Annotated in this window: 10 protein-coding genes; 1 reads left to right on the top strand and 9 read right to left on the bottom strand. The window is 43.0% G+C overall.

From position 1 onward, the window contains the following. Positions 1–42 precede the first annotated feature (42 nt). The 9 genes from ACW6PM_RS10750 to ACW6PM_RS10710 form a co-directional block, all read right to left on the bottom strand. Positions 43–585 carry a hypothetical protein gene (locus ACW6PM_RS10750; protein WP_456057150.1) on the bottom strand — a complete coding sequence of 181 codons (543 nt, stop codon included), beginning with the start codon at positions 583–585 and terminating at the stop codon, positions 43–45. A gap of 34 nt (positions 586–619) precedes the next feature. After that, the gene (gene gtfB, locus ACW6PM_RS10745; protein WP_456057149.1) at positions 620–1,993 is read right to left on the bottom strand and encodes an accessory Sec system glycosylation chaperone GtfB; all 1,374 of its coding nucleotides are present in this window, start codon (positions 1,991–1,993) and stop codon (positions 620–622) included. Continuing rightward, positions 1,972–3,462, bottom strand: coding sequence for an accessory Sec system glycosyltransferase GtfA (gene gtfA / locus ACW6PM_RS10740; RefSeq protein WP_456057148.1), 1,491 nt, complete (start codon positions 3,460–3,462; stop codon positions 1,972–1,974). Before gtfA ends, gtfB begins: the two co-directional genes overlap by 22 nt. A 103-nt stretch (positions 3,463–3,565) precedes the next feature. Beyond that, entirely contained in the window at positions 3,566–5,977 is a 2,412-nt protein-coding gene (gene secA2 / locus ACW6PM_RS10735; RefSeq protein ID WP_456057147.1) for an accessory Sec system translocase SecA2, read from the bottom strand. Next, positions 5,892–6,428 (bottom strand): accessory Sec system protein Asp3, encoded by a 537-nt coding sequence (asp3, locus tag ACW6PM_RS10730; RefSeq protein ID WP_456057146.1) that lies wholly within the window; start codon positions 6,426–6,428, stop codon positions 5,892–5,894. The genes secA2 and asp3 overlap by 86 nt, the downstream gene beginning before the upstream one ends. 9 nt (positions 6,429–6,437) lie before the next feature. Then, the gene (gene asp2 / locus ACW6PM_RS10725) at positions 6,438–7,937 is read right to left on the bottom strand and encodes an accessory Sec system protein Asp2 (protein WP_456057145.1); all 1,500 of its coding nucleotides are present in this window, start codon (positions 7,935–7,937) and stop codon (positions 6,438–6,440) included. Then, entirely contained in the window at positions 7,930–9,495 is a 1,566-nt protein-coding gene (gene asp1 / locus ACW6PM_RS10720; RefSeq protein ID WP_456057144.1) for an accessory Sec system protein Asp1, read from the bottom strand. Before asp1 ends, asp2 begins: the two co-directional genes overlap by 8 nt. A gap of 16 nt (positions 9,496–9,511) precedes the next feature. Beyond that, positions 9,512–10,720: a preprotein translocase subunit SecY gene (locus ACW6PM_RS10715; protein ID WP_456057143.1), complete on the bottom strand. Its 1,209-nt coding sequence runs from the start codon at positions 10,718–10,720 to the stop codon at positions 9,512–9,514. 94 nt (positions 10,721–10,814) lie between these two features. Further along, entirely contained in the window at positions 10,815–11,117 is a 303-nt protein-coding gene (locus tag ACW6PM_RS10710) for a hypothetical protein (protein WP_456057142.1), read from the bottom strand. A 130-nt stretch (positions 11,118–11,247) separates the two neighbouring features. On the opposite strand from ACW6PM_RS10710, the gene ACW6PM_RS10705 reads away from it, so the two are divergent. Then, positions 11,248–13,852: MnhB domain-containing protein (locus tag ACW6PM_RS10705; RefSeq protein WP_456057141.1), on the top strand; the 2,605-nt coding region annotated here is incomplete at its 3' end.

The following is a 13,852-nucleotide window of genomic DNA, read 5'->3' as shown; positions in this document are numbered from 1 at the left end:
ATAGTCAGGTTCTCTAATGCCGCAGATTAGAATTCAGACACACTATGCAGTCTGCTGTTCAACCATGGTGTTGATTTCCTTGCTGATTTTGTTTACATACATCATGATTGCTACACCTGCAGCAAAAATCACTACCGTGACAATAATTCCAACTGCCGAAAAGCACAGCTGGCTTAAGTATCCTATAAACGGAGTCTTTGCGATAACCTGCCCTTTAACTACCTTATATGATACACCATTTCCATCACGTAATGCAATCTCTTTTGCAGAAGAATCATTAGAATCTACATAATAAGAATCAACACTTCTGCCTGATGAATCAGCTGATTCGATGGCTACTATATTGCCATCCTTGTAAGATGCCTCGTCGATAGTCTTTAAATATACCACGCTGCCGTACTTTGAGATATTTCCTGTGTGATCTGTGCCCGAAAGATATGTATGATAGCCAAATATCGGCGGAAGCACAACCGGAAGCACTATAAGAAGTGCCACGATGACAAGCACATAGCCCAGTATTGTAAGCCCTGTCCTTTTACCCTTTTTCTCGTCTACTGTCTGATTGTTGTTTGTGTTTTTACTCATATTAAGCTCCTTTCTGTTCATAAACCCTGTATCACTACAAATGGAGTATTTCCATGTAGTCTGTTGCATCAGCCGCTACAGCAGCCTTTTTTTGCATGGCAAGCGCCTCATCAATAAGATGCGGCATAGCCAGTGTCAGGTTGAGCGCCTCAGCCATATCAGCGTACTCGCTCTCCTTAAATGTATTCGTGTCTGCGGTGTAATATGCGTTGTGCATGGTCTCCTCATAGCCCACTATAAGCATGTTGTTTAAGAAAGCCCTGTGAACCGCATCCACTATTTCACCCTCGTAATTGATATCGAGGTAGAAATCACACTTCTCAAAAAGATTATCCAGCACGGACATCTTCACATTAGGGTAGAGTGACACATTGTCATACTGCCCTGCCGACATGAGCTTCGACGACATCTCTGTGATAGCTGCCACATGAAAATGCATCTGTGGCATGAGCGACGCAAGCTCTGTCAGATGACCCACATTCTCTGAATTGGTACATACGAGTATGTGCGGCCTGTGCTTATTTTCCCTGACGAAGCTGTAGATATATCCAAGCTGCTTCACCTTATCCGCCGGAGCACCTAGTGCTATAAGCCTGTCGTAAGAGTCCTTTCGCGATACAAATACGCGCTTTGCCCTCGTTCCCTGGTCATGCAGTATAATCTGCATATTGCCGGGTATCTCATCACCCACCGGCTCATGCCAGAAGAGTGCGTCGCGAAATCCGTTTGGCGCAAGCGCCTGTGATGCAAAAAACGGATATGACAGCGAGTTGAAATAAACCGCTGTATCCTCCAGCCCTGCACATCTGATAAAAAACGCTATAAAGTCTGTCTTGTTTCTGAAAATCCAGTCCTTATCCTGCCATCTGACGAGAATATCACCGGTGACGAAGTTCTCCACTATCATCTCCCTGCCCGTCACATCAAAAAACTTCCTGAGTGCCTTCTGGCCCTTTTTATTAAAAATAGTGTGACAGAAAATCGCGCCATACCTGTTATAATGCTCTGAAAGCCTGACCTGACCGGCATCATCGAGCCAGTCAACAATCTTGACCTGCCTCCTGTGCGTAGGCTCCGTGAAAAATATCCTCGCCCTCTCCCTGGTGCGGTCCATGACCTTCGCAGATGAATTATCGCCCTCTATGCGCCAGTAATCAGGAATCTGTATCTGATTGAAATACAGCGGCTTCCCCGGTAAGCTGTCAGCTTTCCTGTAATCACCTAAGAAAAATCCATACACGCTCATCACATCATCCGGCAGAAAACCGTCATCCTCAATGGCTGCTGCATGAAAGGCTGCACCGGCATTTTTAAATGACTCAAGGAGATTCTTGCTCTCGCCCGAAAATGTATCAAAGAGCAGTGTGATACCATCTGCCATGTGTGTTACTTCAACAGCTCTATCCATCTGTGAACCACCTCCTTAGTCAGATATTCTTTGGCCTTTTCATATGAATGTGCTGAAAATGCATCCAGGTCATCCTCTGTAAACATCCTCACTATACGCTCAGAAAGGAGCTTTATCTTCTCCTTCTGATCCATCTCATCGGTGATTGGAATTTTGTAGCCGTTTTGCCCATCATCGATAAAGGTCTGGTTGCCATACCTCACATCAAAGCCCACTATAGGAAGCCCTGAGCCTATGGCCTCCATGAGTGTGAGCCCGAAGCCCTCACTCTGTGAAGCCGCCACATACGCATCATAATGCTTGTATACATCATCTAATTTCTGCTGTCCCATCAAATGCACATAATCAGCACAGCTTAGCCTTTCGATAAGCCCCTTAAGCTTTGCCTCATCGCCACCCTTGCCATATATGTCAAGTGATATGTCAGGCACGCTTTCCTTTGCCTTTACAACAGCCTCCACCAGCCAGTCACAGTGCTTCTCAGTTGCAAGACGCGACGCAGTGATGAGAGAATGCCTCTTTCTTAGCTCATCAGGATACTTAAGCACATCCAGACTGCCCACCGGGATAGTCACCACATGAGGCTCTTTTCCGCAGTACTTCTTGAACTGCTGCCTCATAAGCTCATTCTGCGCATCAGTCGCTGTGATGTAGAAATCTATGTGCTCAGTCTGTGAAAACGAATACTCATAATAGTTGTTCCACAGTATGTAATCATCATCCGTGCCGCCCTCGCTGAAATGGTCCGCATGCACCACTATGCCTACGCGCGCCGGTCCGCAGTTTTCAAGGATTGCCTGGCCTATGCCTGTCGTCCTGTCGATGATCACCACATCATCAGCCGTGAGATTAAGCCTCTTTACCATGTAGCCGACCAGGTCAGCCTTGGTGTAAAGCACCTGCGCCCCAATCCTGTAAAAGGTGCTGTCATCCTCTATGACCTCCTCGTAGCATGCTGAGCCATCCTCATTGAAAAATGTCCTGCCGTACAGATGCGCCTTGCCGTCGAGCGGAGCATAGTACTCGCTGAAGGTCCTGCAATAGGTGTAAAAATCCTTCCTGATCAGGCATCCGTTTGAGACAATCTCGACTCTGTGCACGAGATCACTTGTATCATCGACCATGTAGCAGGTGTAGAACCTGCCGCTCTCCTTAAACTGATACCTGCATGTCCTGCCCTCTCTGGAAAAGGTATAATCCTCCTCTGCCATCGTAGCCTCAAGCTCCTTTAGAGTGAAGGTGACAGGCGATGTCCTCACATCTGTAAAAAATGTGTACAGCCATATCACTTCCTCATCCAAAAAGCCGATGTTTCTTGTCATGTGCTCTATATTTTCAGTTGGAAACATATCTGTGAAAACAAACCTTGCCGGAATGTGTGCCCTGCGGAGCAGATTCGCTCTGTAGCTCTGTGCGTACTCCACGCCGCTTGAAGCCCAGCCTATTCCGAGATTGAAGTTATATACCATATGATTCTCCTCATATCTGTCAAACTATTAGTTTTATAATGTCTGCTGCTTACATTCAAGTATGACGCATCAGCTTTTTCTCAATACTTTTGAATAATTACCTCTATGGGTAAATGACCTGCAGCCTGCCATCCTTGCCGATTTTCACGTCACTAAGCAAAATATTCCTTATGATATTACATTTTACTGCTTTTTCTGTATCCAAAAACGACTCAAAAGCCTCATTTTGGTATTCAAACATAACATTTCTCTGTGCGGATGCTCTTCCTGCTACCGCATACTTGAGCTGCTCAAGGTAGTCAATCAGCTCAACCCAGCCATCATCCACCGCCTTTAGAGTCGCCTCACGGACAAACTGTTCGTAAGCCTCCTCATCACCTATGCGCTCCTTTTGCCTTGAAAGCCCCTGATATACACGAAGCAGCAGGTAGTCGCTAACAGTAGAAGCACTTTCCATGTCAGACGAAGTCAGCCCTGCGTCCAGCTTGTAGGAGATATTGTCAAGGATGTATCTGTTTAGTATGGATGTGTATTGCTCTGTATTGTTATTTTTATCGTTATCTTTCTTTCTGCCACGGCGCCTGCCATGCTTCTTATTACTCTGTATGCAGTCAAAATGATTAACGAAGTCTGAGATATTCTCCTTTGCAATCCCTACTATCTTCTCCTGCTCGACGCTTGCACCGTCGAGCAGGTTCTTTCTGGTTGCGTAGATTAGGTCTCGCTGGCGCTGGAGGACCACATCATACTGCACAGATCTCTTACGATTCATCTCTGCCATCTCATTATTTAATCGCTGACTTTGATTTACAATACGTCTTATCCGGCTCCTGCTTATCCAACGCTTTCCATCAATATACTTTTCAAGCTTTTCATCATCCTCTGCTCCCACGATATCATCCTCGAGGCTCACATAGTACTGGCTAAAGCCCGGGTCACCCTGTCTGCCTGCACGCCCTCTTGCCTGCCTTTCAGACCTTCTGTTTTCCATCCTTCCTACACCTATAACAGCCAGACCTCCAAGCTCCTTAACTCCATCTCCAAGCTTTATATCGGTTCCTCTTCCTGCCATAGTTGTAGCAACCGTGACCGCATTCAACTGGCCTGCGCCTGCGATAATCTGTGCTTCCCAGAAAGCATTGCTGGCGTTTAGTACGTTGTGCGGGATATTGTACTGTATCATCAATCTCGAAAACAAATCGGTATCTGTAACAGAGTTTAAAACTACGAGCACAGGCTGTCCTGTTTTATGCAATTCAATAACATCATTTGCTGCAGTGTGAAACTGATCCCTTGCATTTCTGAAATATTTATCTTTATGGTCTTTCCTAATCATTGGCTTGTTTGTCGGTATTTTAACAACCCTCTTGTGATATACCTCAAACAGTTCATCCTTTGCATCCATGAGTGTACCGCTCATGCCGGCCATCTTGTCAAACATCATAAACAGATTCTGGAAGGTAACTGATGCCACAGTTCTGTATTCCTGCGATATCTCTACCTTTTCCTTTGCCTCTATAGCCTGATGCTGACCGCCACGCAGCTTTACACCGTGCATGAGACGTCCTGTTGCTCCGTCAAACAGTTCTACCTCTCCATCCGGGCTGATTACATAATCTTTTTTATTTTCGAGCAATTTATGAGCCCTTAATGCCAGCGTAACATGCCTGTTGATTTCAAAATATTCCTTGCCATAAAAGTTAGGAATACCAAAAAAGCTCTCTGCAAATTTAACTCCCTTTGGAGTAAGCCAGACAGCCTTGTCCTCTTCAATATAGTCAATATCCTCAACCAGTGTTGTAACAAAGAAATCACATAGATTATAAAGATTTGACTGCACACGTGGAACTCCTGATATAACAAGCGGCATAATAGCTGCATCCAAAAGCACCGAGTCAGCCTCATCAATAATTACATAATTAAAATCACACAAAAACCTATCTGACTTATTCTTAACAAGATTATCAAACAGATAGTCAAAACCAAGTGTACCGTTTGTGGTATATATGATGTCCGCTGAATAAAATTTTTTGCGTTCATCGTCAGTTCTCTTATTAGTATTAGAATCATCGCCATCAGGATATGAGCATGTCAGTCCCATAAAAGAATATACTTCACCCATCTCCTCACCATCACGTGAAGCAAGATAGTCATTTGTCGTGACAAGCATACAGCTTTTACCCGTCAAGGCATTCAGATATAAAGGCATCGTAGCCGCCAGAGTTTTACCTTCACCAGTATTCATCTCTGCAAGATATCCCTTGTGTAAGGCTGCTCCTGCAAGAATCTGAACATCATATGGTCTTTTTCCAAGAACTCTTTCATCAGCTTCAACAATAGCTGCAAATGCATCCGGCAATAACGAATCCAGTGATTCACCACTCTGGTATCTGTCCTTAAACTCAACTGTAAGATGTTTTAATTCATTATCACTTAGATTTTTTATTTTTTCTTCGCTTTTTTTGACCTTTGCTAGAAATCTTTTTAAGCTTTTCAATTCTCTTCTGGTCTTCATCAAACTCTTCCTTTGAAACCTCTTTTATTATAAGTGACTTAAATGTGAAATCCGCATTTCCACCATTAATCAATTCTATTGAGTAACTGTATGTCGTGATTGGTGGTAAAAAATATGCTTTATTATCTCTCACAATAGTGCTTTTCGTCTCATTATCGTACCTGTCGTAAAATATGATACGAAGAATCAGAGCCTCGCTTTCCACACTGTTATAATCAATGTTCAGCCCGATAAAATATGTGCTCTCACCATCAATAAGCGGCAATGTTGGTTCTAGCCTGTGCATCTGATAATTCGTCTTTGAATACCATCTGTGCACCACAGTTCCCGGTGGCATAAGCCTGTTAGAATATCTTACTGATTTGTCTTTATTAAATTCCACCTCTGACCCATACCCATATGAATCAGACATAAACTCTTCCCAATATACTGTCCAAGTATCATTTACCATATATCTACATCACTTTCGATTAAAATCTTCTTCAAGAATCAGCCTGTATTGACTCAAAAACCATCCCACAACACTCTCGTGATTATCATTATGATGTCCATGGGAACCTTTTCCATATACTTCTACACCTTCTGATTTCAAATGTTCCAGTATATTTTTATATCCATCTGTATCATAATCATCCTCATACAAATATGAAGCTATAAATTTAGTATGAGACCAGTCTGCTTTATCAAATCTTTCCCACATTCTTTTATCAAATTCTTCTACACTCTTTTTCGATAATGAACCATAATTTTTCAATAACAAATCAAGGGATGTCGGAAAAACTCCCGGTCTAAGAAGCCTTTCATTTTCTGCAACAACTCCAAGCTCTGTAAGTGGCTTTGCTAAAATCAGTGCATGAGGACTCAATTTAGAACCAAAATAAAGGGAACCAAAAGTACCCATTGACATTCCGGAAATAATAACATCCGATTTCTTAAACTTCATTTCATTAATCGTTTTTTCAATATTATTAAACAGCTTTTCCTCTAAATCAGCATTATCTATATAAAAAGCACCGCCCTCAAGTCTTGGATCAGTAATAAGCATAAAAGGACATCGAAGCTTTCTCATCATATTATAGCCCTCAAAGCCTTCCTGCTTACGATATCCTGAAAAATAAATAGCAAGAGGTGGTTTACAATCTCCTTTATCCAGATATGTGAATATCTCTTCCCCCTGTGATGAGATAATCCTCTCTCCACCCGGAAGAAAATAACCTATATTCTGCCTTGAATATCTATCATGCAACGATATAACCTCGAGTGTTCCCTGTCCTTTTGCCAAAACAGAAACAAACACCGGGCCTTCAAGCTCGTCATTGTCAATAGTGACAATCCCGTCTAATTCATCCTGGCTGAATTCCCATACCCTTTGGATATCACCGACAGAACCATTATAGAATTTATATACATGCAGCTTTACCTCTACAGAACCTGTCCTTCTGTGTTCAAAGTATAAATCAATATTCTGTCTGTCAAACACCGGAATATTTGATTTCCAGAACACTATCTGAGAAAATGTGTCTCCAAAATCTCCTTCTAAAAGCATGTCATAGTTACCCTTACATCTGACTGAACCTCTAAAAAACTGACTAACAGATATATGCTCCGGCTTAAACTTTTCACCATATGGCTGTCTGTAATACTTTGCTGCCTCCTGATCCAGAAAAACCTGCACATCCCCTGAATAGAGGTAAAGACCTGATCGCTCCTCAAAATAATCATGAATAACACTGTTTTGCATCTTTACATTCTCTGTAGCAAAAAGACTGTACGCTCTTGTAATCTTAGTCAGTATCTGTTTTTCCTTATAGTTTATATCTCTGTCTAAAATAACGATATCTACCTGTTTCGGCGGAAAAATCCCTGTGTCTTCATAATTCTCCCACTCAACGAAATCGGGAATGCTATATTTGGTTGTCCAATCCTCATTTCCAATATACAAAATCTGAATACTATTCAACTATACCTAACACCTTTCGCCATTTATCAAGTAACACTTCTGTTTTATAGTCCTTTCCTGCTTCATAACACGCAACAAGAGCTGCATTCCAATTCTCCAGACTATCCAGATAAAATGCCAGACTTCTGCCTATCTGATTATAATCATCTATGATTCTACCGTTTTTGCCATCATGCAGGAACTGATCCTCTGAAAAACTAATACGCGGAACACCTTTACTTATCGCTGTTATATAAAGGAAAACATCAACCACTCCCCGCAAATCCAATATAATTCTTTGCTCATTGATACATTTGCTGATGGTTCTCTCATCCACACACACATCGATAAAAAATCTCTGTTCAACCTTTTCTTCGTCCTCATCAATATAGTCCGCTTTACATACCCATCTTATGTCGTGTCCATATTCCCTAAGCATACCGACAAGCTCGTTACGAATATTATCTTCATGTCCCCACTGTGCATTTCTTGTAAAAATGTGTACCCTTGCAAGATCGTTAATACACAAATACTCTGACACCTCGCGAATAATTGCTCTATATGCATCCTTTTCCAAACCATCTATAGGAATCAAAATATTCTGAACCTTTAACTGCTGACTTATACCAAAATCCATACGCGTATCATACGGCGGAATATCCATTATACGCAGACTCGAATCTGACAAATTATCCTTTATAATTTTTGTTGTATTTTTTGAATCTGTAATAATATATTCTGAGGACTTCAGATAGCCTTTGATGCTATGAATTTTCGAATAATCATATCTTTCTTCAAAAAAAGTATAAACTACCTTTCCTTCTCGGAGCACATCACCTAAAACATTCATATGCAAGCTATGAACTGCCACGAAAAAAGTATCCTTTGCCCCGGTTTCATTAACAAAATCAGATAATACCTCCTGTATCACCTCATCAAGTGAGTCATATGACAGCTTACAAAATTGCTTTTCCCCTGTTTTAGTATCATACATTGGATAAGAAGGATTGACCATTACACTTCCATCTAATGCATTTACTCTGAGCTTCCAAATAGTGTTTTCCATCAGGTAATCCTGATATTTCATTTGTCCGTTTTCATATATAATCGTTGAAGATACAAAGCCTCTGTCATCGTAATAATTCCTTCGGCAAATCTGCCCTTCCTCGTACATATCTATAATTATAGGGTTCCCATCCTCGCCAAACTCAACCTGAGCATATTTCTGTCCATTATACAAGGCAACAATTGAGAATGGTGAATATACAAACTCCACGCCCTCCGGCCACTTAATATCATGATATGACAACACAGCCATCTTAGTCCTCTTAACCTGTGCAATTGCATCAAAACAAGACCAGTACGGCGAACGATACATGCCCTGTCTATGAGAGAAATGCCTGAAATTTGGTGAATAACCAAGTAAAACTATCCGGTACTTCACATCCACATTTCTGTGAAATAGTGTAATCTGTTTAATTGTTTCGTCAAACTCCGATTTCATTCTCCTCATGTACCATTGCTGTTCATTTTCAATCCATGAGTTTTCCTTATACCATGCCGGTACAAAATATAACATTAAAAATCTCCTTATACTATATAAATGGATGATATCTGTCCATATTTCTATAAACCTCAGCCTCTCTATATAACGATATCCAAATGCCTGTCGACATCATTATAGAGCATGGTAACATAGCCAGTGTTGAATCAATATATCCTCCAAATTGAAGAAATAGCGGAACTCCCTGACATATACATATAATTATCGAGCTGTATATAGAAAATCTGATTACCGTACCCACAAGATATCTGCGAGTCGGCTTGCCTGCATATATATCCAGAATAGAATCCCCTGATTTCAACAGATTCTCGGCTTCCTTGCCCGGTGTGAGCATTATCACAGAAAATAAAATAGTAAGTAATACAATAATTGCCAAATATACTATAATTCCAAAAACAGCCGTGAGCCTAAGATTATCAATAAGCCATGCAAGTTTTTGATTATCCGGGTACAGATAATATAAGCCTGAACAGACAAACTGTGGCAGCATAAATACCGCTGAGGTGAACATAAGTGGCATTGCACCCACAGGATTTAACTTATATGCCAAGTAATTCTTATCTGCATAAATATTGTTTATGGAAACTCTCTGTACTGCTATTCTCTTTTCAGTTGTTTCTATTATAACCATAATAGCAATCTCAACAACACCGATAATTACAGGCAAAATCAGTCTGTCTGCTTTCTGTCCTGCAAACATATTCATCATTCCATCCACAATATTTATCATGAATACACTCATTCGACCACCAATACCGTATTTCGTGGTTCTATCACACATATACACTACTATAAGCATACCTGCTATAAGCTGTATAAACACAATTACCTTTGTAATCAACAGCATCTGCGCATCCATATCCTTATATACGAATGTCTGAACCTTCTGATATGCCTGGATAAATGCAATTACCATCATAAAAAAAAGTGTCCATATATTAAGTTTTCTTGGAGATATCTTTCGGGAACTGTCTAAAGATATTATTGCTACCATTAGCACTGCAAGTATTGAAGCAATCATATATGGCCACAATCCCAGAATAAACAATGAACAGTTTTTCATATCTCCTGATAATGCCTGAAGCAAAATAGATTGTGCATCAACACTCACATCCTCATATGCTTTCAGATCTATTCCATATAATGGGATATTTCTTCCAATCATATATACAAGCATTATCATTAGAGAATACAATATCTTATACAATAATACATGTTCTTTTTGTCTCTTCTCTTTCAATGATTTCCTCTTCCTTTGAATAGTATTAGTGACCATCCATAACAGATGGTCACTAACATTATAAAACAATATTCTTAGTATTGCTATTGATTATTTATTTCTCATCAGAATTATCCTCAGAGTCATCACTCTTTTCCGGTTTTCTTCTACGATTATCATAAACACCCTTTCCTGTGATAGCTGCAACTGCTGCTGCAATCCACCACCACCATGTTTTGATACCGTCCTTGGCTGTTCCGCCTGCTGCAAGAGGTGTATCCTCATCCTCGATGTTCTGAAGATTATCTTCATCCTCATTTACTGCAAGAGGAACCTGTGCATCCTGAATTGGTGTATTCGGTGCCGCAGGAGCTGCCGGAGCTGCTGGTGCAGGTGCTACTGGCGCTGCCGGAGCCACCGGTGTAGCTGCTGCAAGAGGTGTAGCAGCCGGTGTAATAGTTGCTGCCGGTGCAGGTGCATTATCTACTGCCGGTGCAGGAGTTGGAGCCGGTGTCGGTACTACATTTGCAGTTGACTGACTCTGACTCGTGCTTGTGCTGATGCTCTCGCTTGTACTGAGTGACTCACTTGTGCTTGCTGACTCACTTACACTGGTTGATTCACTCTCGCTTGCTGAAATGCTCTCCGACTCACTTGCACTCGTTGATGCACTCTCACTTGCTGAGGTGCTCTCTGACTCACTTGCACTCGTTGATGCACTCTCACTTGCTGAGGTACTTGCGCTTGTTGAAGCACTTGTACTTGCTGAGGTACTTGCACTTGTCGAAGCACTTGTACTTGCTGATGTACTTGCGCTTGTTGAGGCACTTGTGCTTGCCGATGTACTTGCACTCGTTGATGCGCTAGTACTTGCCGATGTGCTTGCGCTTGCCGATGTACTTGCACTTGTTGAGGCACTTGTACTTGCTGATGTACTTGCACTTGTTGAGGCACTTGTACTTGCTGATGTGCTTGCGCTTGTTGAAGCACTCGTACTTGCTGATGTGCTTGCACTTGTTGAGGCACTGGTGCTTGCGCTTGTTGAAGCACTCGTACTTGCTGATGTGCTTGCACTTGTTGAAGCACTTGTACTTGCTGATGTGCTTGCACTTGTTGAAGCACTTGTACTTGCTGAGGTACTTGCACTTGTTGAGGCACTCGTACTTGCCGATGTGCTTGCACTTGTCGATGCACTCGTGCTTGCCGATGTACTTGCACTTGTTGAGGCACTGGTGCTTGCGCTAGTTGAAGCACTCGTACTAGCTGATGTACTTGCGCTTGTTGATGCGCTGGTGCTTGCTGAGGTACTTGCGCTTGTACTAGCTGAGGTGCTTGCGCTTGTTGAGGCACTCGTACTTGCCGATGTGCTTGCGCTTGTCGATGCGCTTGTGCTAGCCGATGTGCTTGCGCTTGTTGATGCGCTGGTACTTGCTGATGTGCTTGCGCTGGTTGAAGCACTGGTACTTGCTGATGTGCTTGCGCTTGTTGAAGCACTGGTACTTGCTGATGTACTTGCACTTGTTGATGCGCTAGTACTTGCCGATGTACTTGCACTTGTCGATGCGCTAGTACTTGCTGATGTACTTGCACTTGTTGAAGCACTTGTACTAGCTGATGTACTTGCACTTGTTGAGGCACTTATACTTGCTGAGGTGCTTGCGCTTGTTGATGCGCTTGTGCTGGCCGATGTACTTGCGCTTGTCGATGCACTGGTGCTTGCGCTGGTTGATGCACTCGTGCTTGCTGAGGTGCTTGCACTTGTAGATGCACTCGTACTTGCACTTATGCTTGCGCTGGTCGATGCGCTTGTGCTAGCCGATGTACTTGCGCTGGTTGATGCACTCGTGCTTGCTGAGGTGCTTGCGCTTGTTGATGCACTCGTACTTGCACTTATGCTTGCGCTTGTCGATGCGCTTGTGCTGGCCGATGTACTTGCACTTGTTGAGGCACTTGTGCTTGCTGAGGTGCTTGCACTTGTTGAGGCGCTAGTACTTGCCGATGTGCTTGCGCTGGTTGAAGCACTTGTACTTGCCGATGTGCTTGCACTTGTTGAAGCACTTGTACTTGCTGAGGTACTTGCACTTGTCGAAGCACTTGTACTTGCTGAGGTGCTTGCACTTGTCGATGCACTCGTGCTTGCCGATGTGCTTGCACTTGTTGATGCGCTTGTGCTTGCTGAGGTGCTTGCACTTATTGAGGCACTTGTGCTTGCTGAAGTGCTTGCGCTTGTTGATGCACTTGTACTAGCTGAGGTACTTGCACTTGTCGATGCACTTGTGCTTGCTGAGGTGCTTGCACTTGTTGAGGCACTTGTGCTAGCTGATGTACTTGCACTTGTTGAGGCACTCGTGCTTGCCGAGGTGCTTGCGCTTGTTGATGCACTTGTACTTGCTGATGTGCTTGCGCTTGTTGATGCACTTGTGCTTGCACTTGTTGAAGCACTTGTACTTGCCGATGTGCTTGCGCTTGTTGAGGCACTCGTGCTTGCTGATGTACTTGCACTTGTTGAAGCACTTGTACTTGCTGATGTGCTTGCACTTGTTGAGGCACTCGTACTTGCCGATGTGCTTGCACTTGTTGAAGCACTGGTGCTTGCTGATGTACTTGCACTTGTTGAGGCACTTGTACTTGCTGATGTGCTTGCACTTGTCGATGCACTCGTGCTTGCCGATGTGCTTGCACTTGTTGAGGCACTCGTACTTGCTGATGTACTTGCGCTTGTTGAGGCACTTGTGCTTGCTGATGTACTTGCGCTTGTTGAGGCACTTGTGCTTGCCGATGTACTTGCACTCGTTGATGCGCTAGTACTTGCTGATGTGCTTGCACTTGTCGATGCACTCGTGCTTGCCGATGTACTTGCGCTTGTTGAGGCACTTGTGCTTGCCGATGTACTTGCACTCGTTGATGCGCTAGTACTTGCTGAGGTACTTGCACTTGTTGAGGCACTCGTACTTGCCGATGTGCTTGCGCTTATTGAGGCACTTGTACTTGCTGATGTGCTTGCGCTTGTTGAAGCACTGGTGCTTGCTGATGTACTTGCGCTGGTTGAAGCACTTGTACTAGCTGAGGTACTTGCACTTGTCGATGCACTTGTGCTTGCTGAGGTGCTTGCGCTGGTTGAGGCACTGGTGCTTGCTGAGGTGCTTGCACTTG

The sequence above is a fragment of the Agathobacter sp. genome (assembly GCF_977054825.1).
The sequence above is the reverse complement of the archived record's forward strand: the minus strand, read 5'-3'. Positions and strand labels throughout refer to the sequence as shown.